General features: G+C 68.2%; 20 protein-coding genes. 8 read left to right on the top strand and 12 right to left on the bottom strand.

The genetic code is table 11. The annotated features are described in order from the left end of the window. Positions 1 to 544 precede the first annotated feature (544 nt). Positions 545 to 6460 carry an excinuclease ABC subunit UvrA gene (locus ABIC63_RS22530; RefSeq protein ID WP_354321453.1) on the bottom strand — a complete coding sequence of 1972 codons (5916 nt, stop codon included), beginning with the start codon at positions 6458 to 6460 and terminating at the stop codon, positions 545 to 547. 258 nt (positions 6461 to 6718) lie between these two features. Between ABIC63_RS22530 and ABIC63_RS22525 the strand changes: the two genes are divergently transcribed. From ABIC63_RS22525 to ABIC63_RS22495, 7 genes are all read left to right on the top strand, one after another. Beyond that, positions 6719 to 7465 (top strand): GntR family transcriptional regulator, encoded by a 747-nt coding sequence (locus tag ABIC63_RS22525; RefSeq protein WP_354321452.1) that lies wholly within the window; start codon positions 6719 to 6721, stop codon positions 7463 to 7465. Then, positions 7462 to 9234, top strand: a complete 1773-nt coding sequence (gene ilvD, locus ABIC63_RS22520; RefSeq protein WP_354321451.1) for a dihydroxy-acid dehydratase — start codon at positions 7462 to 7464, stop codon at positions 9232 to 9234. The genes ABIC63_RS22525 and ilvD overlap by 4 nt, the downstream gene beginning before the upstream one ends. 46 nt (positions 9235 to 9280) lie before the next feature. Then, the gene (locus ABIC63_RS22515; RefSeq protein WP_354321450.1) at positions 9281 to 10207 is read left to right on the top strand and encodes an NAD(P)-dependent oxidoreductase; all 927 of its coding nucleotides are present in this window, start codon (positions 9281 to 9283) and stop codon (positions 10205 to 10207) included. Positions 10208 to 10300: 93 nt separating this feature from the next. Further along, positions 10301 to 11089: a hydroxypyruvate isomerase family protein gene (locus ABIC63_RS22510; RefSeq protein ID WP_354321449.1), complete on the top strand. Its 789-nt coding sequence runs from the start codon at positions 10301 to 10303 to the stop codon at positions 11087 to 11089. A gap of 55 nt (positions 11090 to 11144) precedes the next feature. After that, positions 11145 to 12101 (top strand): NAD-dependent epimerase/dehydratase family protein, encoded by a 957-nt coding sequence (locus ABIC63_RS22505; protein ID WP_354321448.1) that lies wholly within the window; start codon positions 11145 to 11147, stop codon positions 12099 to 12101. A gap of 21 nt (positions 12102 to 12122) precedes the next feature. Next, positions 12123 to 12464 (top strand): NIPSNAP family protein, encoded by a 342-nt coding sequence (locus ABIC63_RS22500; RefSeq protein ID WP_354321447.1) that lies wholly within the window; start codon positions 12123 to 12125, stop codon positions 12462 to 12464. After that, entirely contained in the window at positions 12461 to 13471 is a 1011-nt protein-coding gene (locus ABIC63_RS22495; RefSeq protein ID WP_354321446.1) for a 2-hydroxyacid dehydrogenase, read from the top strand. The genes ABIC63_RS22500 and ABIC63_RS22495 overlap by 4 nt, the downstream gene beginning before the upstream one ends. Before the next feature lie 141 nt (positions 13472 to 13612). Here ABIC63_RS22495 and ABIC63_RS22490 read toward each other — a convergent pair whose 3' ends face one another. The 10 genes from ABIC63_RS22490 to ABIC63_RS22445 all read right to left on the bottom strand — a co-directional run bounded on the left by ABIC63_RS22490 (position 13613) and on the right by ABIC63_RS22445 (position 21111). Continuing rightward, positions 13613 to 14035, bottom strand: a complete 423-nt coding sequence (locus ABIC63_RS22490; protein WP_354321445.1) for an SHOCT domain-containing protein — start codon at positions 14033 to 14035, stop codon at positions 13613 to 13615. 154 nt (positions 14036 to 14189) lie between these two features. Beyond that, positions 14190 to 14957 carry a hypothetical protein gene (locus tag ABIC63_RS22485; protein ID WP_354321444.1) on the bottom strand — a complete coding sequence of 256 codons (768 nt, stop codon included), beginning with the start codon at positions 14955 to 14957 and terminating at the stop codon, positions 14190 to 14192. Between the two features lie 96 nt (positions 14958 to 15053). After that, a complete protein-coding gene (locus tag ABIC63_RS22480; protein ID WP_354321443.1) occupies positions 15054 to 15620 on the bottom strand; it encodes a hypothetical protein in 567 nt (188 codons plus the stop codon). A 540-nt stretch (positions 15621 to 16160) separates the two neighbouring features. Next, positions 16161 to 16292 (bottom strand): hypothetical protein, encoded by a 132-nt coding sequence (locus ABIC63_RS22475; RefSeq protein WP_354321442.1) that lies wholly within the window; start codon positions 16290 to 16292, stop codon positions 16161 to 16163. Positions 16293 to 16449: 157 nt separating this feature from the next. Then, entirely contained in the window at positions 16450 to 18141 is a 1692-nt protein-coding gene (locus tag ABIC63_RS22470) for an MFS transporter (protein WP_294375034.1), read from the bottom strand. Between the two features lie 264 nt (positions 18142 to 18405). Further along, complete coding sequence (locus tag ABIC63_RS22465; RefSeq protein ID WP_354321441.1) at positions 18406 to 19041, bottom strand: 2-hydroxychromene-2-carboxylate isomerase; 636 nt, start codon at positions 19039 to 19041, stop codon at positions 18406 to 18408. Between the two features lie 41 nt (positions 19042 to 19082). Further along, a complete protein-coding gene (locus ABIC63_RS22460; protein WP_354321440.1) occupies positions 19083 to 19352 on the bottom strand; it encodes a DUF1289 domain-containing protein in 270 nt (89 codons plus the stop codon). Between the two features lie 58 nt (positions 19353 to 19410). Beyond that, on the bottom strand, positions 19411 to 19917 hold the full coding sequence (locus ABIC63_RS22455) for a YbaK/EbsC family protein (protein WP_354321439.1): 507 nt from the start codon (positions 19915 to 19917) through the stop codon (positions 19411 to 19413). A gap of 34 nt (positions 19918 to 19951) precedes the next feature. After that, positions 19952 to 20191: a DUF1653 domain-containing protein gene (locus tag ABIC63_RS22450; RefSeq protein WP_354321438.1), complete on the bottom strand. Its 240-nt coding sequence runs from the start codon at positions 20189 to 20191 to the stop codon at positions 19952 to 19954. Then, complete coding sequence (locus ABIC63_RS22445; protein WP_354321437.1) at positions 20191 to 21111, bottom strand: hydroxymethylglutaryl-CoA lyase; 921 nt, start codon at positions 21109 to 21111, stop codon at positions 20191 to 20193. The genes ABIC63_RS22450 and ABIC63_RS22445 overlap by 1 nt, the downstream gene beginning before the upstream one ends. 158 nt (positions 21112 to 21269) lie before the next feature. Between ABIC63_RS22445 and ABIC63_RS22440 the strand changes: the two genes are divergently transcribed. Then, on the top strand, positions 21270 to 23750 hold the full coding sequence (locus ABIC63_RS22440; protein ID WP_354321436.1) for a glycerophosphodiester phosphodiesterase family protein: 2481 nt from the start codon (positions 21270 to 21272) through the stop codon (positions 23748 to 23750). Positions 23751 to 23794: 44 nt separating this feature from the next. On the opposite strand, the gene ABIC63_RS22435 is transcribed toward ABIC63_RS22440, so the two are convergent. Beyond that, positions 23795 to 24715 (bottom strand): 2-hydroxyacid dehydrogenase, encoded by a 921-nt coding sequence (locus tag ABIC63_RS22435; protein WP_354321435.1) that lies wholly within the window; start codon positions 24713 to 24715, stop codon positions 23795 to 23797. Positions 24716 to 24730: the final 15 nt, after the last annotated feature.

Below are 24730 nucleotides of genomic sequence, written 5' to 3'. Positions count from 1 at the left end.
CCACCCGCAACACCCAGCAACTACTAACTTCGCTGCTTTGCGTCGAGCCCTCGATTATGACACGCTTTTTTCTAAAAGCGCAACTTCTTTTTTTTTACTCAGAAGCCGCCGCCACTCTCTCAAACCCCTCACCAGCCAAACTCAGCAACCAAAGGCTGCGTATCAGTCAGCGAGCCCGCCAGTATACGAGGGTTTTCGATAGGGACGCAAGAGGCATCCTACAAAAATTTTCAAACGGCGGGGAGCATGCCCGCATCCGGGGCGACCAAGCCCAGCGGGGGCGGACAAACAAGGGGCACGCAACCGGGACTGACGGCCGACGAGGCAGGTAATTTCCCCGGAATGACATGTCCCACGGCTGTTCGACGGCCCAGGAGCACATCCGCCATCGGCCCGTCGGGATACGCACCTTATAGAACTAGATGCACAAAAGCAGGGGCCCGCACCAGACGCACCTTCTCTCGCATCTTCCGTGCGCCCCCCAGCCGAGATAGAGCGACTGGCCGGTCACCCGCCTGCAATTGCCGCCTCACGCCCGGCCGCGTCACACCCGGACGGCCCCGCGCTCCAGGACTGGACGCAGTGCGACACCCGTGTGGGTGCCTTGTGAAACCACATCCTCGGGGGGCGCCGACGCCACCACCCGTCCGCCGCCGGATCCACCTTCCGGCCCCAGGTCGACGATCCAATCCGCTTCGGCGATGAGGTCGAGGTCGTGCTCAATGACGACCACGCTGTGGTTGGCGTTGACCAGGCGATGCAGGACGTGGATCAACTTCTCGACGTCCGCCATGTGCAGGCCGACCGTGGGCTCGTCCAGCACATACAAGGTGTGGGGCGCCTTGTTGCCGCGGCGCGTGACGTCGTCCCGCACCTTGCTCAGTTCGGTGACCAGCTTGATGCGCTGCGCCTCGCCACCCGAGAGCGTCGGCGAGGGCTGCCCCAGGGTCAGATAGCCCAGGCCCACGTCCTTGAGCAGTTGCAGCGGATGGCTGATGTTCGGCATGCTGGCAAAGAAGGCGACCGCCTCGTCAACTTCCATCTGCAGCACGTCGCCGATGCTCTTGCCGCGCCAGGTGACAGCCAGCGTCTCCGGGTTGAAGCGCGCGCCGTGGCAGACCTCGCAGGGCACCTTCACGTCCGGCAGGAAGCTCATCTCGATGGTGCGCACGCCCGCGCCCTCGCAGCCCGGGCAGCGGCCTTCGCCGGTGTTGAAGCTGAAGCGGCCCGGGCCGTAGCCGCGGGCCTTGGCTTCCAGGGTGTCCGCGAAGAGCTTGCGGATCGTGTCCCAGAAACCGATGTAGGTGGCGGGGCAACTGCGCGGCGTCTTGCCGATGGGGGTCTGGTCGACCTCGAGCACGCGGTCGATCTCCTCGTAGCCCGCCACGCCGGTACAGCCGACCCACCGGGGGCGCTTACCCGCCGCATCGGCATCACGACCGGCCCTGGTCGAACGCTGCTGCACGATGGCCTGCACGTTGGCCAGCAGCACGTCGCGCGCCAGCGTGGACTTGCCCGAACCGCTGACGCCGGTGACCACCACCAGACGGTTGAGCGGAATGCTCACGTCGACCGACTGCAAGTTGTGCAGGTTTGCGCCGGCGACAGCGAGCCAGGACACGGCGCCCTCGCCTTCCTCGGCGGTCTCTGAAACCAGCCGCCGTGCATGCAGCGGGTGCCGGATCGCATCGCGCAGATACCGGCCGGTCAACGACTCCTCGGACTGCTGGACTTCGTCCACAGTGCCCTGCGCGACCAGACGCCCGCCGCGCTTGCCCGCGCTGGGGCCGATGTCGATCACATGGTCGGCACGGCGGATGGTGTCCTCGTCATGCTCGACCACCACCAGCGTGTTGCCCTTGTCCCCCAGCTTGTGCAGGGCGTCCAGCAGGATCTGGTTGTCGCGCGCATGAAGGCCGATGGTCGGCTCGTCCAGCACGTAGCACACGCCCTGAAGGTTGCTGCCCAGCTGCGCCGCCAGGCGGATCCGCTGCGCCTCGCCACCGCTGAGCGTGGGCGCACCGCGGTCCAGGGTCAGGTAGCCCAGGCCGACTTCCTCCAGGAATTCGAGCCGGCTGCCTATCTCGGGGATCAGGTCGCGCGCGATGTCAGCCTGCCGGCCTTCCAGCGCCAGCGACTCGACCCAGCGCCGCACGTCCGTCACCGACAGCCGCGCGATCTCGGCGATGCCCACGCCCGCGAACTTGACCGCCCGTGCCGTGGCATTGAGCCGCGTGCCTTCGCAGGTGGGGCAGACGGTGTCGCCCACATCCTCCGCCTCGGGCTCGGCGAAGGTCTGCTCGCGGCCACGTTGATCGTCGGCCAGCACCGAGTCGTCGAAGACCTTGCGCTGTTCGCGCGTGAGCTTGACGCCGGTGCCGACGCAGTCGGGGCACCAGCCGTGCTTGCTGTTGTAGCTGAACAGGCGCGGGTCGAGCTCCGCATACGACGTGGCGCACACAGGGCAGGCGCGCAGCGTGGAGAAAACATGCGCATGGCCGATGCCGGCGGTGGACTGCCCCGCCTCCATCGCAGCCCGCAGCGCGCCAATGTCGGACAGTACGTGCACCACGCCCTTGCCGTGCTCCAGCGCCGAGGTCACTGCCTGGCGCAGCAGCGACTCGGCCGAAGGCAGCACATCCGCGCTGGCCACCGGCAGCTCGATGCTGTGTTCCTTGAAGCGGTCCAGGCGCGGAAAGCCGGTGGTCGGCAGGAACTGGCCATCCACCCGCAGGTGCGTGTAGCCGCGGGGGCGCGCCCAGTCCGCCAGCTCGGTGTAGACGCCCTTGCGGTTCGTCACCAGGGGCGCCAGCAGGCCGACGTGCTGGCCGCGGAACTGCCGCATGACCTGGGCCACGATGCTGTCCGGCGTCTGCGGCTGCACGGCCGCGCCATCGCGGATGCAGTGCTGCACGCCCAGCTTGACGTACAGCAGCCGCAGGAAGTGCCAGACCTCGGTCGTCGTGCCCACCGTGCTCTTGCGACCGCCGCGCGACAGCCGCTGCTCGATGGCGACCGTGGGCGGAATGCCGTAGACGGCGTCCACCTCCGGCCGGCCAGCCGGCTGCACGATGCTGCGGGCATAGGCATTGAGCGATTCCAGGTAGCGCCGCTGCCCTTCGTTGAACAGGATGTCGAAGGCCAGCGTCGACTTGCCCGAGCCGCTCACGCCCGTCACCACGCTGAACTTGCCGCGCGGAATCTCCACGCTCAGGTTCTTGAGGTTGTGCTCGCGCGCATTGACGATCTCGATGGCGTCGCGGCCCGGCGCGGGCACCGGGCGGTACCGCGCGGCCGATTCCCGCACGACGCGCGCCGCGGGCCCGAGCGCCGTCTCGTAGGCGGCGAGGGCCATGCCGGTGTGCGTGCCCGGCATCTCGCGCACCTGCTCGGGCGTGCCCTGGGCCACGATGCGTCCACCGCCGTCGCCGCCTTCGGGGCCGAGGTCGATCACCCAGTCGCTGGCGCGGATCACGTCCAGGTTGTGCTCGATCACCACCAGCGAATGGCCGGCGTCGAGCAGCTTGCGCAGGGCGCGCATCAGGCGGGCGATGTCGTCGAAGTGCAGGCCGGTGGTCGGCTCGTCGAAGAGGAAGAGCGTGCCCTTCTTGGCCAGCGGCTGGCGCGACTTGCTGCCGCCACCGGCCGCCTCGGCCAGGAAGCCAGCCAGCTTGAGGCGCTGCGCCTCGCCGCCGGACAGCGTGGGCACGGGCTGGCCCAGCTTCACATAGTCCAGGCCCACGTCGACGATGGGCTGCAGCACGCGCTGCACTTCCCTGTCGTTGGCGAACACGGCCAGGGCCTCGGCCACGGTGAGGTCGAGGACGTCGGCGACGTTGTAGACGCCCATGCCCATGCGGCCGGCGCTTGGTGCGTCCTGGGTTGGCTGCGAGGTCGAGCGGGTTGACCCGGCTTCGACGACAGGCTCAGCCCGAACGGTGGGGGCGTGCTCAGCCCGAACGGTCCTCGGGCGCTCGATGGTGACTTCCAGAATCTCGGGCCGGTAGCGCTTGCCGTCGCAGTCGGGGCAGCGCAGGTACACGTCCGACAGGAACTGCATCTCCACGTGCTCGAAGCCCGAGCCGCCGCAGGTCGGGCAGCGGCCGTCGCCAGAGTTGAAGCTGAATTTGGCCGCCGTGTAGCCGCGCTGCCGGGCCAGCGGCGCGGTGGCAAAGATTTCGCGCACGGCATCCCACGCGCCCACGTAGCTCGCCGGGTTGGAGCGCGCCGTCTTGCCGATGGGCGACTGGTCGACGAAGACAACGTCCGACAGGTGGTCCGCGCCGAGCAGGCGGTCGTGTGCGCCGGCCGTCTCCGTGGGCTTGCCGAAGTGGCGCATCAGCGCCGGCGCCAGCACGTCCTGGATCAGCGTGGACTTGCCCGAGCCGCTGACGCCGGTGATAGCCACCAGGCGCTGCAGCGGGATGTCCACCGTCACGTCCTGCAGGTTGTGCTCGCGCGCGCCCTCCAGGATGAGCCGCGGCGTGTTCTCGGAGACGAGTCGCTTGAAGCCCATGCCGATGTGCTTGCGCCCACCCATGTATTCGCCGGTCAGCGTGTCGGCGCCGCGCAGCTCGTCGACGGTGCCGTCGAACACGATCTGCCCGCCGCGCGCACCGGGGCCCGGGCCCATGTCGATCACACGGTCGGCCGCGATCATCACGGCCGGGTCGTGCTCCACCACCACCAGCGTGTTGCCGGCATCGCGCAGGCGCTGCATGGCCTGGGTGATGCGGTCCATGTCGCGCGGGTGCAGGCCGATGCTGGGCTCGTCCAGCACGAACAGCGTGTTGACCAGCGAGGTACCCAACGCCGTGGTCAGGTTGATGCGCTGCACCTCGCCGCCGGAGAGCGTGCGGCTCTGCCGGTCGAGCGTGAGGTAGCCGATGCCCACGTCGTGCAGGTAGCGCAGGCGGGTGGTGATCTCCTCGAAGAGCAGCTTGAGCGCCTGTCTTTCTCCTTCCCCCTCTGGGGGAAGGCTGGGATGGGGGCTGCCCTCTGCATCGAGCGCCGCAGGCCCCCACCCCTGCCCTCCCCCAGAGGGGGAGGGGGAAGAAAGCCGGTCGAAGAACTGCCGCAGCCGTTCGATGGGCATCAGCATCAGGTCGTGCAGGCACAGGCCCGGCAGCGCCTCCAACTGCTCGCGCGACCATTTCACGCCGACCGGCATGAAGCGCTTGGCCGGCGCGAGGACGGCGTCGGCATCCTCCTTGCCACCCACACGCCACAGCAGGCTTTCCAGCTTGAGCCGCGCGCCGCCGCAGGCCGGGCACGGGGTGTAGCTGCGGTACTTGGACAGCAGCACGCGGATGTGCATCTTGTACGCCTTGCTCTCCAGGTAGCCGAAGAAGCGCCGGATGCCGTACCACTGCTTGTTCCAGTTGCCTTCCTTGAAGTTGGGCGTGCCCTCGATCACCCAGTGCTTCTGCTCGGGCGTGAGCTTGTTCCAGGGCGTGTCGCGCGGAATGCCGGCCGATTCGGCATGACGCATCAGGTCATCCTGCGCTTCCTGCCAGGCGGGTGTCTGGATCGGCTTGATCGCGCCCGCGCGCAGCGTGAGCTTGTCGTTGGGAATGACCAGGTTGAAGTCCACGCCGATCACCCGGCCGAAGCCGCGGCAGGTGTCGCACGCGCCCACGGCCGAGTTGAAGCTGAACATCGACGGGATCGGGTCCGCATAGCGGATGTCGCTCTCGGGGCAGTGCAGGCCGGTGGAAAACTTCCAGGTTTCGGCCTCGCCGCCCTCCTCCGCCGGCAGCGCATGCACGGTCACCCGGCCGGTGCCGCGCTTGAGCGCCACCTCCAGCGCCTCGATCACCCGCGCGCGCTCGGTGTTCGCGATGCGGAAGCGGTCGGCCACCACGTCCAGCACCTTGCGCGGGCCGGTGGGCGTGCCCACCTCGCGCTGCGCATGCACGCGGGTGAAGCCGCTGGCCGACAGCCACTGTTCCACCTCGGCCTCGCTGGTGCCGCCCGGCAGCTCGACTGGGAAGGTGACCACCACGCGCGGGTCGCCTGCCGCCGCCGCACGCGCCTGCAACTCGCCGTAGATGGAATCGGGCGTGTCGTGGCGCACCGGCAGCGCGGTCTCGCGGTCGAACAGCCGGCTCGCCCGCGCGAACAGCATCTTCAGATGGTCGTTCAGCTCCGTCATCGTGCCGACCGTGGAGCGCGAGCTGCGCACCGGGTTGGTCTGGTCGATGGCAATGGCGGGCGGCACGCCCTCCACCTTGTCGACCGCCGGCTTGTCCATGCGGTCCAGGAACTGGCGCGCATAGGCCGAAAACGTCTCCACGTAACGGCGCTGGCCCTCGGCGTACAGGGTGTCGAACACCAGGCTGGACTTGCCCGAGCCGCTGGGCCCGGTGACCACCGTCATCTCACCCGTGCGGATGTCCAGATCGATGTTGCGGAGGTTGTGCTGGCGAGCGCCGCGGATGCGGATGGAACCCTGTGTCATGCGTGCCTTGGGGATGGGGGCAGAGATTCTAGGAACGCGAACCCACCCGCACCGGCGCAAGGCTTTGGCCGGAAACCAGCCCGCCGACGATCGCCGGAGCCGGGTCCGCGCCGTGCGGAGCGGGGGCGGTACAGGAATGCTGCACCGGTCGCGGCTGGCACTGTGCCCCAGGCCCGGACACCGCCGCGCGGGATAACGCCGATGACAAACGTCAGCATGGCGACTAAGATTTGATCAAACATCAAAACTCCGACCCGCATGGCTCTCGCCTCCCCGTCCGACGCGTCGGCCACCGACACCCTGGGCCTGCTCAAGCCGATCACGCGCTCGTCCGTGAACGAGTCGGTGTACCAGGCACTGCGCAACAAGCTCATGAACGGCGAATTCCGCGCCGGCCAGCCGCTGGGCATCCAGTACCTGGCCGATGCGCTGGGCACCAGCACCATGCCCGTGCGGGAGGCGCTGCGACGGCTGGTCGCGCAGCAGGGGCTGGAGCCATTGCCCAACGGCACCACGCGCGTGCCCCTGATCACGCGCGACAAGCTGGCCGACATCCGCCGCGTGCGGATGCTGGTGGAAGGCCAGGCCACCGAATGGGCCACGCCGCGGCTGCTGCCCGCCCAGCTGGACGAGCTGGACGACATGGCCCGGCGCATCACGCGGGCACGGCACGCCCCCGAGAGCCTGCCCGCCAGCCTGGAGATGAACCTGGTCTTCCACTTCACCATCTACCAGGCGGCGCAATCGCCGGTACTCATCGCCATGATCGAGAGCCTGTGGCTGCAATCGGGCGCCTACCTGCGCGCCACGCGCGCGTACCTGCACACCGACGAGCAGCCCTCCGACCATCTGCACGAGCAGACCGTGGCCGCCCTGCGCGCGGGCGACGCCGCCGCGGCGCGCCGCTGCATGGAGCAGGACATTGCCTGGGTCTTCGACCGCCTCGACCCCGAACTGCCCGATCACCCCCCTTCCACGCCCTTGAAGATCCGCCCCACACCATGACCGACCAACCCCGCTCCCTGCACAAGCACCGTTCCCGCGCCGTCACCGAAGGCCCGGGCCGCGCCGCCCACCGCGGCTTCCTGCGCGCCACCGGCATGGACGACGAGACGCTCGCCAAGTCGATGGTCGGCATCGTCAGCACGGCCGGCGACAACACGCCCTGCTCCAAGTCGCTCGGGCCTCAGGCCGACTACGCCCGCCTGGGCGTGGCCGAGGGCGGCGGGCACCCGGTGAGCTTCACCACCATCTCGGTCTCCGACGGCACCTCGATGGGCCACGACGGCATGCGCATGAGCCTGCTGTCGCGCGAGCTGATCGCCGACAGCGTGGAGCTGGCCGTGCGCGGCCATGCCTACGACGGCCTGGTCACCTTCGGCGGCTGCGACAAGACGCTGCCCGGGATGATGATGGCCATGGTGCGGCTGAACGTGCCCTCGGTCTTCGTCTATGGCGGCTCGATGCTGCCGGGCTACTCGCCCGAGGGCGAGGAGCGCACGGTGCTCACCGCCATCGAGGGCACCGGCCGCCACCAGACCGGCGCCATCACGCTCAAGCAGCTGGACCAGATCGAGCGCACCTGCGCCATGACCGTGGGCGCCTGCCCCGGCCAGTTCACGGCCAACACCATGGCGATGGTGGGTGAGGCGCTGGGCCTGTCGCTGCTGGGCACGGCCACCATTCCGGCCGTGTACAGCGAGCGCCTGGCGCTGGCGCGCCGCGCCGGCCTGCGCGTGATGCAGATCATCGAGAACGGCGGCCCGCTGCCGCGCGAGCTCATCACCCGAGAAAGCCTGGAGAACGCCTGCGCCGCCGTCGCCGCCACCGGCGGCAGCACCAATGCGGCGCTGCACATCCCGGCCATCGCACACGAGGCCGGCATCGCCTTCACCTTCGACGACGTGGCCCGCGTGTTCCAGCGCACGCCGCTGGTGGCCGACCTGTCGCCCGGCGGCCGCTACCTGGCCAAGGACCTGAACGTCATCGGCGGCGTGCCGGTGGTGCTCAATGCGCTGCTCCAGAGCGGCCATCTGCACGGCCACACCATGACCGTCACCGGCCGCACCCTGGCCGAAGAGCTGGCCGCCTTCCCGGGACCGGACGGGCGCATCGTGCGCGAATCGGCCAAGCCCATCCATGCCTCTGGCGGGCTGGTGGTGCTCAAGGGCAACCTCTGCCCGGACGGTGCGCTCATCAAGATCGCCGGCCTCAAGTCGCTGCAGTTCGACGGCCGCGCCCGCGTCTTCGAAACAGAGGAAGACTGCATGAAGACCGTCGCCGCCCAGGCCTACGAACCGGGCGACGTGCTGGTGATCCGCAACGAAGGCCCGCGCGGCGGCCCCGGCATGCGCGAGATGCTGGCCGTCACGGCCGCCATCTACGGCCAGGGTCGTGGCGAGCAGGTCGCGCTGCTGACCGATGGCCGCTTCTCCGGCGCCACGCGCGGCATGTGCATCGGCTACGCCAGCCCCGAGTCGGCGGCCGGCGGGCCCATTGCCCTGGTGCAGGACGGCGACCGCATCCGCATCGACGCGGCGGCCGGCAGCATCGTGCTGGACGTGGAGGAGGCCGAACTCGAGCGCCGGCGCGCCGCAGCCAAACCCTTCCAGCGCGAACGCCTGGCCGGCGCGCTGGAGAAGTACGCCAAGCTGGTCGGCCCCACCCACCTGGGCGCTGTCACGCACTCGGGCTGCGTGGATTGGCCCTATCCGGAAGAGGACCAGGTGCCGTCGCTCGGCGAGGGCCTGGGCGACAAGGACGCACAGCGATGAGCACCGGCCACCTGACGATGAACCGCACGCCCCGAAAGGCTGATCGATGAGCGCCCCCGCAACCCAGCGCCCGCTGACCCTGGCCTTCTGCGGCCTGGGCCTGATGGGCGCGCCCATGGTCCGCCGCCTGCTGGCCGCCGGCCACACCGTGCGCGTGTGGAACCGCTCGCCCGCCAAGGCCGCGCCACTGGCCGCCCTGGGCGCGCAGGTGGCCGCCACGCCGGCCGAGGCCGCTGAAGGTGCCGATGGCGCGCTGATGTGCCTGTTCGACGCCGACGCGGTCGAGGCCGTGGTTTTCGGCGCCGACGGCCTGGCGCAGGTGCGGGGCCTGCGTTGGCTGGCCGACCATTCCAGCATCCATCCGCAGCGCACCCGCGACTTCGCCGCCCGGCTGCAGGCCGCCAGCGGCGCGCACTGGCTGGACGCGCCGGTTTCCGGTGGCATCGGCGGCGTGGAGGCCGGCACGCTGGCCATCATGGTCGGCGGCGAGGCCGACCACCTGGACGAAGCCTTCAGTGCCCTGCGCGCCTATGCCGGCAACATCACGCACGTGGGCAGCAGTGGCGCCGGCCAGGCCACCAAGCTGTGCAACCAGACGCTGGTCGCCACCGCCGTCGTCGCGCTGGCCGAAGCCATCGGCTTCGCAGAGCGCAACGGCATCGCCATCGAAAGGCTGGCACCGGCGCTGGCGGGTGGCTGGGCCGACTCCAAGCCGCTGCAGGTCTTCGCGCCACGCATGGCGCAGGCCCAGCCGCAGATCATCGGCGCGCTCGCCACCATGCTGAAGGACATCGACACCGTGGCCGCCGTCGCACGCGACAGCGGCGCGCCCATGCCCGTGACCGGCGCCGTGCAGCAGGTGCTGCGCATGGCGGATGCCATGGGGCTGGGCGAGGCCGAGCTGTCAGCGGTGGTCGCGCTGATGACGCCGCAGCGCCTCGACGCTTTCCTCGCGCAGGCCGGGAAGCAATGAAGCATCCCCGGCAAAGACGGTTCCGCGAGTGCGCCGCAGGGGCCTGCTCCTGGGCCATTCGAACTCTCACGCTTCCTGCCTGACCCACGCCTCATGCAACTGAACGCCAACCTGGAGTGGCTCTACGGCCACCTTCCGCTCGACCAGCGCTTCGCCGCCGCCGCGGCCGATGGCTTTGCCGGCGCGGAGATGCTGCAGCCCTACGAGCAGCCGCCGGCCTGGTATGCCGATGCGCTGAAGGCGCAGGGCCTCACCGCCGTGCTGCACAACACGCCGATCCGGCCGGACAGCCCGGGCCGGCTGGGCTGGGCCGCCATCCCGGGCGGCCAGGCCGAGTTCCGCGAGTGCTTCGACCGGGCCCGCGCCGTGGCCGAGGCCACCGGCTCGCGCCGCATCCACGTCATGGCCGGCGACTGCCGCGGGCATGAGGCGCGGGCCTGCCGCCAGGCGCTGGACCAGAACCTGGCCTGGGCCCTGCGGCATGCGGAGTCGGACGACCTGGTGCTGATGCTGGAACCGCTCAACCGCGCCGACATGCCCGGCTACTTCTACTGGCTGCCCGAGCAGGCGCTGGACGTCATCCGCGCCTTCGACTCGCCGCGGCTTCGGCTGCAGTTCGACCTCTACCACTGCGTGAAGGAAGGGCTGGACCTGGCGCAGGAGCTGGAGCGTTGCCGCGGCTTCATCGGCCATGTGCAGTTGGCCGGCGCGCCCGACCGCCACGAGCCCGACCTGTCGCGCGACGGGCTGCTCGCCACCGTCGCCGCCCTGCCCGCCGCCGGCTACGACAGCTGGCTGGGCTGCGAATACAAGCCCCGCAGCACGGCCGCCGATGGCCTCACATGGGCAGACCCGCTGCGGCAACAGGGAATGATCCGATGAACCCTGCCTCGCCTTTCAGCCGCGCCATCGGAGCGCCCAGGACAAGGACCACCCCATGACCCGTATCCTCATCACCGGCGCCGGCGGCTTCGTCGGCCAGGCCCTCGTGCGACGGCTGCTGGCCGGCGTCGATGCGCTGCCGCTCACGCAGCTCGTCGCCGTCGACCTCGCACTCGACCTGCCCGCGCATCCCAAGCTCACACAACTGCGCGGCTCCGTCGCCGATGCGGACGTGCGCGCCCAGGCCCTGGCCGAGCCGCCCGACGTGGTCTTCCATCTCGCGGCCATCACCAGTGGTCAGGCCGAGCGGGAATTCGAGCTGGGCCTCACCGTCAACCTGCGCGGCACGCTGGAACTCTTCGAAGACCTGCGCCGCCAGCACGACGCCACCGGCAAGGCCGCGCGCCTGGTGCAGACCAGCTCCATCGGCGTCTTCGGTCTGCCGCTGCCGCCGCACATCGACGACGCCACGCCCATCGTGCCCACGATGTCCTACGGCGCCCACAAGCGCATGCTGGAGATCCTGCTGGCCGACTACAGCCGCCGCGGCTGGATCGACGGCCGCTCGCCGCGCCTGCCCAGCGTGGTGGCGCGGCCCGGCCTGCCCAACGGCGCACTGTCGGCCTTCGCCAGCGACCTCATCCGCGAACTGGCCGCGGGCCGCAGCTACGAATCGCCCGTCGATGCCGAAGGCACGCTGTGGCTGCTCTCGCTGCCCGCCTGCGTGGACGCGCTGATCCATGCCGCCACCGTCGATGCCGAGCGCCTGCCGGCCACCCGTGCCTGGACGCTGCCCTCGCTGCACGTGTCGGTGGCCGAGGTGGTGGCCGCGCTGATGCGGCGCTTCGGCGTCGAGGTGTCGCAGCGCCTCAGCTACGCGCCCGACCCGGCCATCATTCCGCAGTTCGCCCGCTGGCCGACCGTGGACACCGCCCTCGCCCGCTCGCTCGGCTTCCGCGCCGATGCCTCGCTGGACGAACTCATCGAACGCTGCCTGCCCGGCGCCGCCTGACCCCTTCTTCTCTCTCGCCCCATGATCATCGAACTGCGTACCTACACCCTGCGCATCGCCACCACGCGCGACTTCGTCGCGCGCTATGCCGCCGAAGGCCGCGACGTCCAGGTCGAGCACCTCGGCGAGCCCGCGCTCTATGCCGTCAGCGACATCGGCGAGCAGAACCAGGTGATCCACGCCTGGCGCTACCGCGACTTTGCCGACCGCGATGCGCGCCGCGCCGCGCTGGAAGCCGATCCGCGCTGGCTGGCCTACAAGCGCCGCAGCCTGGCCGACGACCACGTGCAGCAGCAGAGCACGGCCATCCTGCGCGAAGTGGACTTCGCGGCCCTGACCGCGGCGAGCGGAGCCAAGGCATGAGCGGCGGCCCCTCCACGGCGGATGTCGCCCGCACGGAAGCGCAACGCAACGGCGCCCCATCGCCGGACGCGCCCCTGCTGCTGCTGTCGGCCCAATTGCCCCCACCGCTCAAGGCCGTGCTGCAGGACCGCCATGCCTGCGTGGCAGCACCGACGCGCGACCAGATGCTGGCCACCGCCCGTGCGCATGCCGACCGCATCGAGATGGTCGTCACCACGGCCACCGACGGCGCCGATGCCGCGCTCATCGAGGCCCTGCCCAAGCTGCGCGCCATCTGCAGCCTGGGCGTGGGCCTGGACGCGCTCGACCTGGAGGCCGCCAAGGCCCGCGCCGTGGCCGTGAGCTACACGCCCGACGTGCTGAACGACTGCGTGGCCGATCTGGCCGTGGGCCTGCTGATCGACGCCGCCCGCGGCATGGGCCGGGCCGAGCGCCTGGTGCGCCGCGGCGACTGGCCGCGCATCGGGCCCGGCGCCCTGGGCACGCGCGTCAGCGGCCGGCGACTCGGCATCCTGGGCCTGGGCCGCATCGGCCAGACCATCGCCCGCCGCTTCGCCGGCTTCGACATGGACATCCGCTACCACACGCGCACGCCGCGCGAGGGCGTGGCCTGGACGCACGAGCCCTCGCTGGTGGAGCTGGCCCGCTGGGCCGACTTCCTGATCGTGGCCTGCGCCGGCGGCGAGGCCACGCGCCATCTGGTCGATGCGCGGGTGCTCGATGCGCTCGGCCCCCAGGGCATCGTGGTCAACATCGCGCGCGGCTCGGTCATCGACGAAGCCGCGCTGGTGCTGGCCCTGCAGCAAGGACGCCTCGGCGGGGCGGCGCTGGACGTGTTCGACCAGGAGCCGCAGGTGCCGGCCGCGCTGATGGAGATGGACAACGTCGTGCTGCTGCCGCACATCGGCAGCGCCACCGCCCAGACCCGCCGCGCGATGGGCGACCTGGTGCTGGCGAATGTGGAAGAGTTTCTGGCCACTGGCCGACTGCGCACCCCTGCGTATTGAGCGGCCGACGCGTGGGCGGTACGTCAGCGTGGGCTCAGACCCCTATTGCGGGTGCAACGTTTGACATGAACTATGGCTGCGGATGGCGAAGCCAGCGGTTACACGTTGCCTCGATGGAATGATCAGCGCGCATAGCACACCTCATATGCTTCCCAGAATTTCCGCACGTCGCTTCTCATACTCCGATTGCTCAATCACGCCTTTGTCCTTTAGCTGGCTGAGCGTGCTGAGACGTTCTTCAATCGTTCTTTCCGACGAGACAGATGTCGGGAGCTGAGTTTTTTGGCTTGTACCGGCTGCGGCGCAAGCGGCGTTGATGTCATTCATCAATGCGACCTCGTCAAATAAGGTGTTGCCCTTTTTGTCTCGCGTGAGATTTGAGTAGGCTCGCCCCAGAGCCAGCGTTTTCTGCTTGTGATCCGCGTCGTGTGGATTTGATTTCAAGACTGATAGCGCCTCCAGGTAGGCTTGCTTGGCTGCTTCCAATGCTTTGGCTTGTGCCATGCCGGAGTAGATAGCAAACCCCACAAAGGTAATCAGAGCGATGACAATTGCAGTTCCCATACGGTCCCTCTTTGTGTTGCAGATTCTTTGTGCGGCCTAACGTTTGAGCTGAGCCGCGAGCGCAGGTGTTGCGCTTGGCCCGCTGCACGGATGATGAACTATTCCGGGAAGCGAGCCAAGTGCCACGTCGGCGCGATTCGGCTCGAGCGAAGGGTTAGGTTTCCCCACGCGTCTTGACACCGTAGTCATGTCCAGCAGATTTCGCGAAATTGGCCGAGAAGTAGGAGATGTCTTCAAACATCTTGTCGGCCCCGAATGCCTTTGCCGCGAACGCGAAGGCCAAGATGCCCCTGTAAAAGTAGTTCCAGAGGTCCTCGCGATGCTCGTCGTGCCTCTCCGTGCCTTTCATGCCTCCCAAGTGAAACCGAGGAGGCGACCCGCCGAACATGTCCATGATCTGAGGCGAAGCCGCGTGGACGTAGCCGGAGTACGTTTTGCTAACTTGGCGAGCGACCTCAACACCCCGACTTGGATTGGCGTTGGAACCTTCCAACCGCGCGATGTAGGCCCTGATCTTTTTTCGCGGGATCATGGGTCGGTCCTGATTTCCGGGCTCACCGGTTCGCGGATCAAATTCCTCTCGGTAAAACGCCTCAAGATACGTTTGATGCAGAGGCGTCATCTTGTCAAAGATGACGCCAAAGGCCAAGAACGTGATGTCCTCTTGAATCTCGTCGAGTACACGCTGCAGCGCAGCCTGCTCTTGCACAAAGCCGTACTCGAACAAGAGGCAGGCGCCACGAAGAGTTGTCACATACCGAGCCAGCTTCTGCACCAGTGCCTGGTGCACTGTCCTCTCTACGTAGCGATAGGCAAACGAGTCAGCAAACGGAACGCGCTGCGGCGGCGGAACACTTTTTGCCAGGGCGTGCACGGTCGCCGACATGTTCTTCAACGCCGCTTCATAAGTTGATTCGATCATTTTCGGGAACCTAACGTTTAACATGAGAGGCATGACCCGGCTTGCGGGCATATCCTCTTGATAGAAGGGTTAGAAACGGCTGGCACGGATTGACGGCTACGGAGTTCTTATTTTTGGCAATTCAATACGAAGTTCGTTGGCGCGCCTTTCCATTGCTTCTACCAGTTCTCGGTAGTCCTTCTGACTTTGCATCTTTGCCCAACGTGCTCGCCACTCCTTCACTTCTTGGTCATTCATAGTCGGAGTTAGAACCGTAAGTCGCTGCGAGAAGGATGCGTTGATCTCGGAAACGCCTATCAACAGAGACGCTGCAACGAGAAACAATGGAGGTATGAGTACTGACACGGCAGCGAGCAGGATGCGAATTAACGGAAACGGCAAACGGGTCCCAGCGCCGCGCTTCTCCATGCCAGGCAAAAGGAGAAGCAAGGGAACAAAGGTGAGAAGAAACGTGACCCCTAGGAGGGAGAGGTGCCCCACCATGTTGCGCTCACCGACAGCAGCATTTCGATAGATTCCATCGACATACCCTGCTTGAACAGACTCACCGAAAGCAAGTACGGCGCTCCATATGAATCCAAGCAAAGGCTGGATAAAGATGATTACGAGAACCGACGATATGACGCCGCCAATAATTCCGATTTTTAGTTCGCGCGATAGCATGGCTGCTTCCGTTTCTAACGTGTGCTCGAGAGACAGCTAACGCCGCCTAGTCAGGAGCACTGCGTCCTAGATCGGCACGCTTGGCTCACTATAAGCCGTTGACGCGCCATCAGATTCCCCCATTTGACCAGGCGTTTACCGTGTTCGAATTCCGAAAAAAGCGGCACACCGACAACGACCCCACCGACATTATCTAGCCGCCTGGCCAGCATCTTGATGCCAGTTGTGGCGGCCGTTGCGGAGCCTCAGAAATACCTGCGCCCGCGGCCCATCTGGATCTGCTGCCACGGCGCGCCCTGCGGGTGCTGGACCAGTTGCGAGAACGCCTGCGGTTAATGCCTACAGCATGCGTACCTCGGGAACCTACGTCTGCGGGGTGAAGGCATCATCCTCTTCCATCGGCTGCGGCACCCTGCCGAGATGGGTGGGCCGGAGGTCCTCCGCACACCGTGCAGCGCCCCCCGCCCATGAAGAAGGCCCGGCGATGCCGGGCCTTGTCGTTCGTGCCTGCCAAAGGGCCCGGCTGCGCCTCTTCTGCGCTTACTTGGCAGGCTCGTGCTGCGCATCCGCACCGTGCTTCTCGCCACTCATGTCGACCTTGTCGCCGGCCTGCAGGATGACGAACAGCGAGAGGGCGGCAAACACGACGAAGCCGATGGCGATCTTCCACATGAAAAGGGTCTCCTAAAAGATGAGTCAGATGGCCGCGGAGCAGGCCACGCCAGTGCACCCGCGGAACCGGCTTTGCCGGGCCGGGGGGTGCGCCCCCCTCCAAGCCGAAGGCGCAAGAGAGGGGGGAGCCGCGTAAGCGGCATGGGGGGTGTGGCCCTTAATCCCCAGCGTAGATATCCACGTCCTTCGTCTCGCGAATGAACAGCGTGCCGATCACCAGCGTCATGCCCGCGATGACGATCGGGTACCACAGGCCGTTGTACATGTTGCCCGTCGAGGCCACGATGGCGAAGGCCGTGGTGGGCAGCAGGCCGCCGAACCAGCCGTTGCCGATGTGGTACGGCAGGCTCATGGACGTGTAGCGGATGCGCGTCGGGAACAGTTCCACCAGCATGGCGGCGATGGGGCCGTAGACCATGGTCACCAGGATCACCAGGTAGGTCAGCAGCACCACCATCATGATCTTGTTCATCTTGGCCGGGTCGGCCTTGGCGGGGTAGCCGGCCGACTTCAGGTCGTCGCCCACTTCCTTCTTGAAGGCGGCGATGGACTTGGCCGAGTCCTCGTCGAACTTGGAATTGACCACGTTGCCGGCCGGTGCCGTGATGGTCTTGTCGCCGATCTTCACCACCGCGGGCGAGCCGGCGGGCGCAGCCACGTTCTCGTAGCTCACCGAGTTCTGCACCAGGTAGCGCTTGGCGATGTCGCAGGAGCTCCTGAAGTCGATCTCGCGCGCCACGGGGTTGCCCTGGAAGGAGCAGGTCGCCGGATCGGCCGTGACGGTGACGGCCGAGCTCGCCTGGGCGCGGGCCAGGTCGGGGTTGGCGGCTTCGGTCAGCATCTTGAAGACCGGAAAGTACGTCACCACCGCCAGCAGGCAGCCGGCCATGATGATGGGCTTGCGGCCGATGCGGTCGGAGAGCGAGCCGAACACGATGAAGAAGGGCGTGCCGATCAGCAGGGCGGCCGCGATCATCAGGTTGGCCGTGGTGGCATCCACCTTCAGCTGCGCCGTCAGGAAGAACAGCGCATAGAACTGGCCCGTGTACCAGACCACCGCCTGGCCGGCCGTCAGGCCCACCAGCGCCAGGATCACGATCTTCAGGTTCTTCCACTGGCCGAAGGACTCGGCGAGCGGCGCCTTCGAGGTCTTGCCCTCGGCCTTCATCTTCTGGAAGGCGGGCGACTCGTTCAGCGACAGGCGGATCCACACCGAGATGCCCAGCAGCAGGATGGACACCAGGAAGGGAATGCGCCAGGCCCAGGTCTGGAAGGCTTCTTCGCCCACCGCCGTACGCACGCCCAGGATGATGAGCAGCGACAGGAACAGGCCCAGCGTGGCCGTGGTCTGGATCCAGGCCGTGTAGGCACCGCGCTTGCCGTGCGGCGCATGCTCGGCCACATACGTAGCCGCGCCGCCGTACTCGCCGCCCAGGGCCAGGCCCTGCAGCATGCGCAGCGCGATCAGGATCACCGGCGCCGCGACGCCGATGGTGGCGTAGCTGGGCAGCAGGCCGACGATGAAGGTCGACAGGCCCATGATCAGGATGGTGACCAGGAAGGTGTACTTGCGGCCGATCATGTCGCCCAGGCGGCCGAACACGATGGCGCCGAAGGGCCGCACCAGGAAGCCGGCCGCGAAGGCCAGCAGCGCGAAGATGAAGGCCGCGCCCGCATCCAGGCCGCTGAAGAACTGCTTGGCGATGATCGCGGCGAGCGAGCCGTACAGGTAGAAGTCGTACCACTCGAACACGGTGCCGAGGGACGAGGCGAAGATGACCTTCTTCTCCTCCTGCGACATCGGCCGGGGTGCCGCGTGCACCCCGCGGGAATCCAGTGTGGCTGCCATGTGTCTGTCTCCTGAATCGTTGAATCGGCCGCCGGATCGGGACCGTGGGCGGATTCTTTGGGGAGCGACTGACCGTTGGCTTGCGTGAAACTGAACCGATTCTGACGATTTAGGGACTAACCCGCGCTGCCGTTTTCATCAGGCAGGAATGAAGGCTTGGCGCGGGCCTGCATCGGGAAGACCCTGAGCCGCGACGGGAGGTCGGATTCATGACCGAACCACCGGGTTCCACGAAGAACCCACTCTTCAGCGGCCCGAACGCGATCAGCCCACCAGCGCGGAGGGCCGCTGGTCCGCACCGTCCCACTGGGGGCCAGCGAACCACGCGTCGCCCTGCAGGTAGGCGCGCAGCATGGGCAGGCTGTCGAAGCCCCAGAACAGCCGGCCGTCCACCACGAAGGCGGGTACCCCGAAGGCGCCCTGCGCGATGGCGGCGTCGGTGTTGGCCTTGAGTTCGGCCTTCACCGCGGCATCGGCCACATCGCGCGCAGGCTGCAGGCGGGCCCTGAGCGCATCGAATCGCGCCGGATCGCTGGCGTCCTGCCCGCCACGCCACACCTCGCGGAACAGCTGCTCGGCCTGATACCGGTTGATCTCGCCGCCCTGCGAGGTCGCCACCGCCAGACGCAGATGCGGCAGCGGGTTGTAGGGATGGGTGGCCGGCATGTCGATGGGCACGCCCAGCGAATGGCCCAGCCACAGGATGTGCCGGTAGGTCCACTGCCGCTTGCTCGGCACCTCGGCCGGCGCCTTGTGCCCATGGTGGCGCACGATGGCGCCCAGCAGCACCGGCTTGTAGGCCACGCTGTAGCTCAGGCCGGCCAGGGCCTCGGGCAGGTGCTCGAAGGCCAGGTAGGCATAGGGCGAGATGAAGTCCAGGTAGAAGTCGATGTGCTTCATGGCAGAGGTCTCCTTGTTGTTCGTCCCGGTGCCCCGCGCGCTCAGCCGGGCTGCGGCGCGGGTGCCATGGCGCTGCGGGCAAGCACCTGGTCCCACAGGGCCAGGCGACCTGCATCGGGCGTGCGGCTCCAGTGCCGGATCTCCTCGATGGTGCGAAAGCACCCTTCGCACAGGCCGGTAGCCGTGGACATGCGACAGACATTGACGCAGGGCGAAGGCACCGGCTCCAGGCCCTGGCGCACGGCCTCGCGCATCAGCGCGGCGCGGGCGGCCAGCGGGCTGCGTGCCGTGTCGACGTCGGGCGCGCTCACTGGACTACCCTCCGCGCAAGGCGCTCCGGGATTCGCGCTTGGGGGCGACCCGGCGCACTCATGCCACCACCGCCTGCACCACGTCCGCCACCGGCGCGCCGCCGGTGAGCGCCGACAAGTCCTGGGGACGCAGCGGAAACACCGCATGCGGATGGCCGGCCGCCGCCCACACGGTCTCGAAGCGGAACAGCTCCGCATCGATCAGCACCACCGGCTTCGTCACATGGCCGACCGGCGACACGCCGCCGATGGAAAAGCCCGTGCGCGACTTGACGAAGTCGGCATCGGCACGGCCGGTCTTGCCGACCAGCGCATCGACCTTCTTCTCGTCCACGCGCCGGTCGCCCGAGGTCACGACCAGCACCGCCACGTCGTCGGCCTTGCGGCGGAAGATGATGCTCTTGGCGATCTGGCCCACGGCCACGCCGAGCACGTCGGCCGCTTCCTGGGCCGTGCGGCAGGCGTCATCGAGCATGCGCGGGACATGCGGGTGGCCCGCGTCGAGAAGGTGGCGTGCCACACGCTGCACGCCGTCGGGGAGGGAATGGAGTTCGGAACCGCACATAGATGGCAGCGATTGTCGGCGCGGGAGCAAGGCCTCAGCCGATGAAGGCGAAGCGCGGCTGCGCGCGCCCCTCATGCACGATGCTTTCCTCGAACATGCCGAAGGGCCGCACCCAGAGCCCGCGGTCGTCGTAGAGCGGCTTGTAGAGCACCATCGGCGCCAGCGTCTCGCTGTGGCGCACCACGCCAAGCACCTCGTACTCCAGACCCTTGTAGTGCCGGTAACGCCCGAGGCGGATGGCCGGCAGCGCAGGCAGGTCGTCGCCGAGCGCCATCAGCCGGCCCTCTTGGCGCGGATGGCCTTGGAGACGCGCGAGTTCGGCTCACGGCCCAGGGCCTGGCTGATGAACACGCCGGCGTCGATCAGCGCATCGAGGTCGATGCCGGTGTCGATGCCCATGCCGTGCAGCATGTAAACGACGTCCTCCGTCGCCACATTGCCCGTCGCGCCCTTGGCATAGGGACAGCCGCCCAGGCCGGCGATGGAGGACTGGTGGTTCCACACGCCCAGCTCCAGCGCCGCCAGCGTGTTCGACAAAGCCTGGCCGTAGGTGTCGTGGAAGTGGCCCGACACGGCATCGACGGCAAAGTGCGCCAGCGTGGCCTCCAGCGCCGCCTGCACCTTGCGCGGCGTGCCGACGCCGATGGTGTCGGCCACGTCCACGCGCGCGACACCGATGCCCTTCATCAGCCCGGCCAGGTAGCCCACCTTCTCGGGGGCGATGTCGCCTTCGTAGGGGCAGCCCACGGTGCAGCTCATGGCGCCGCGCACCGCGATGCCCTGGGCCTTGGCGGCCGCGACCACCGGCGCGAAGCGCTCGATGCTCTCGGCGATGGAGCAGTTGATGTTCTTCTGGCTGAAGGCCTCGCTGGCGGCACCGAAGACGACGATCTCGTCGGGCCATTCCTCGCGCGGCGCGGCCAGCGCGGCTTCCAGTCCCTTCATGTTGGGCGTGAGCACCGAATAGCGCACGCCCGGCTGGCGACGGATGCCATGCATCACCTGCGCGTTGTCGGCCATCTGCGGCACCCACTTGGGACTGACGAAGCTGGTGACCTCGATCTCTGCCAGGCCGGCGGCCTGCAGACGATGGACCAGCTCGACCTTGACCTCGGCAGGCACGGGCTGCTTTTCGTTCTGAAGCCCGTCGCGCGGGCCGACGTCGACGATGCGGACGCGGGAAGGAAGGTTCATGGGGTCTCCGAAAAAAGGAAAGCGAGAGGCAGAGGGAGCGCGTGCAAGTGCACGCATCCAGGTCCCGCGCGCGACGCGCGGATCGCACACGACATACCGACGTCACGGGGGCTGCCTAGATTGCGGCCTCCATTAAAAAACAGAGTCGGAGTTTCTTCATGCAACAGACACGCATCGCAGCCGCGATCGCCATGAGCCTGGCCTTGGCCGCCTGCGGCGGGGGTGGAGGTGGCGGCGCCACCTTCGTGCCCGGAACGGGCCTCGGCACGGGCACCGCACCCGCCCCGTCGCCCGCTCCTGCGCCAGCGCCCAGCCCGGTACCGGGCACATCCCCAGCGCCCGCGCCCGGCACGGCCCCTGCGCCCAGTCCCGCCCCGGAACCCGAACCCACCGCCAAGGTGCTGCTGGAGGAAAGCTTCACCGGGCTGAGCGACCTGCCCGCCAGCTGGGCACGGCCGGCGGCCAACAAGGGCACGGTGAGCGTGCGCGACGGCAGCCTCTACATCGACGGCCGGGCCGACAGCTTCGCCATGACGGGCGTGGCCCTGCCCGCGGCACTGGCCGAGATGTCCGACTACCGCATCGACGTGGTCTTCACCTTCGAGGCCGCCAACAACAATGCGCGCTGGGGCAGCGTGATGTACCGAAGCTCGGCCGCCACGGCCACGCCGGCCTACGAGCCCTACCACCAGTTCGCGATCCGCCAGAACGCCACCGCCAGCAACGGCACCGAGTTCGCGCTGCGCAAGGCGGGCGCGTGGACGGTGCAGTCCACCAAGGCCTTCGGCTCGGCCATCGACAGCGCAAAGACCTACACCGCCACCGTGATCGTTCACGGCAACCGCGCACGCCAGTACCTGGACAACGTGCTGATGCACGACGTCACGCTGGACGCCGCCGCGCCCGCCAAGGGCGGCATCGGACTGCAGACGGCCGGCCTGCTGATGCGGGTGGACAGCATCAAGGTGAGCGAGCAGCTCAAGCCGCTGCCCGAGATCGCCACGCCTGCCGCGCTGCAGGACACGGGCACTGCAGCCGCCATGGCGCCGACCCTGGTGCAGCCCATGGCCGCCAGCACCAACCTGGCCGCCAGCGGTGCCAGCAACGCACTGTTCCGCATCGACAGCACGCTGAGCCTGCGCAGCGCCAGCGGCGAAAGCCTGGGCAGCCTGGCCCAGTACCTGGCCGACCGCAACCGTGCCACGGCCCCGGTGCTGCGCGTGGCCGACGACGCCACGGTGGACGCGCTGGCCCGCTACGCGCAGGAGAACGACCTGAGCGACGTGACCCTGCTGTCCGACCAGGTGAGCCTGCTCGCCCGCGCACGCACGCTGATGCCGATGGTGCGCGCGGCGGTGGACTTCTCGGGTTCCGGCCTGCTCGACGCCAGCACCCAGAGCGTGATGCAGGTGGTGAGCGCCACCAACAAGGCCCGCGCCAAGATCGCCGTGCTGCCGCCCGCGATGACGCAGCGCGCCACCGTGGCCCAGCTGCAGCGCCTGCTGATCACGGCCTGGGCCGCCAGCAGCGCCAGCACGCCCACCGAGGCCGCCCAGGTGCTGACCACCGGCGTGAACGGCGTGCTCGCCAGCGACGGCGCCGTCTTCGCCCGCGTGATGCGCAAGCTGCCCGCCAACACGCTGCTGCGCAAGCCGCTGGTGATCGGCCACCGCGGCATGCCGCAGGGCACGGGCGACGAGAACACGCTGGCCAGCGCGCAGGCCGCCGTGGCGGCCGGTGCCGACGTGGTGGAGAACGACATCTACCTCACCAGCGACAAGCACCTGGTCATCATGCATGACGACACGGTGGACCGGACCACCAACGGCACCGGCCGCATCGAGTCGATGACGCTGGCCCAGGTCAAGCAGCTGCGCACGAAGGTGGGCAACCGCGAGGTGCCGACGCTGCAGGAATACTTCAGCGCCTTCAAGGGCCGGCCGGTCACGCACTTCATCGAGCTCAAGAGCAGCAACACCGGCCTGGTGGCACAACTCAAGAACGAGCTGGACGCGGCCGGCACGCGCGATCAGGCGGTGGCCATCTCCTTCCTGGGCGACCAGCTCAACCGTGCGGGCCAGACGCTGCCCGAACTCTCGACGGGCTTCCTCAACAGCAATGCCGACGCCAGCGATCCGCAGCTGGCGGTGCGCAACATCCTGGCGGCCGTGCAGCCCTATTCGTCCACCTACAACCCGGCCTACGGCGGGCTGAGCCAGGCGACGATGGAAGCCGGCAAGCACCGCGGCATCACCTTCTGGCCCTGGACCATCAACGACCAGGCGGCGTTCCATCGCTTCTACAGCTATGGCACGCACGGCATCACCACCGACTACGCCTTCTGGGCGAAGGACTTCCCGGTGGAGATCGGCACGGCCGCCACGGCCACCGTGGGCCTGAACACGCCGGTGACCCTGCCCGTGACGCTGACCACGCAGGTGGGCGGCAGCATCGCCGCGCAGAGCAACGTGATGGCCGTGATCGACGGCACGGCGCCCTTCGTGCAGAGCGCGGAAGGCGACCTGCGCTTCACCGCGGCCGGCACCGCCGTCGTGCTGCCCGGCTACCGCTACAAGATGGGCGACGGAACCTACAGCTATGTGATCGTCGCCAAGCCGGTGAGCCTGACGGTGCGCTGAGCACGCGCCGCCGCGGGCCGTCTGCGGCCCGCGCGCGCCAGTGCTCAGTAGCCGCGCTGCGGATCGACCACGCCCGCGATGGGCCGGCCGGCCTGCAGCGCGCGGATCTTGCCGGCGATCTGTGCGATGGACTCGCTGCGCAGCGTGCGCGCCGAACCGTGCGGCGTGACGGTGATCTTGGGATGCCGCCAGAAGGCATGGTCGGCGGGCAGCGGCTCCTGCTGGAACACATCCAGCGTGGCACCGGCCAGCTTGCCGCTGTCGATCAGCGGGATCAGGTCCTCTTCCACCAGATGGCCGCCGCGCGCAATGTGGATCAGGTAGCCCCCGGGCTTGAGCGCCGACAGCGTGGTGCGGTTGAGGATGCCGCGGGTGGCATCGGTCAGCGGCAGCAGGTTGACCAGCACCCGCGTATTGACCAGAAAGTCGCCCAGCCGCGCCTCGCCCGCGAAGGTGCGCACACCCTCGATGGACTTGGGCGTGCGGCTCCAGCCCAGTACCGGAAACTCGAACTGCTGCACCGCTCGCGCCACGCGTTCGCCCAGCACACCCAGGCCCATGATGCCGACCGGAAAGTCGGCACGGGCCAGCGGCTTGCGGTAGACCCAGCGGCCCTGCCGCGCCTCGGCCTCGTAGACGTCGAACTCGCGGAAGTGACGGATCAGCGCATGGCACACGTACTCGGCCATCTGCACCGACATGCCGGCATCGTCCAGCCGCACGATCTTCAGGTGGGGTGGCAGGCTGAGCTTCGTGATCGCGTCCACACCCGCGCCGATGTTGAACATGGCCTTCAGGCCCGGCTGCTCGTCCACCATCTGCTGCGGCGGTGCCCACACCACCGCGTAGTCGGCCTGCGGGCTGCCGGGCGTCCAGTCGACGATCTCGGCGTCCGGCAGGGCGGCGTGCAGGCCCTCGATCCATGGGGCGGATTTGGTGTCGGTCAGGCAGAGGGCGATGCGCATGAGGGCGTGCAGGAA

Source organism: Pseudacidovorax sp. 1753 (genome assembly GCF_040544975.1).
Taxonomy (GTDB): Bacteria; Pseudomonadota; Gammaproteobacteria; order Burkholderiales; family Burkholderiaceae_C; genus Xenophilus.
This window is presented reverse-complemented; position numbering and strand designations above follow the sequence as displayed.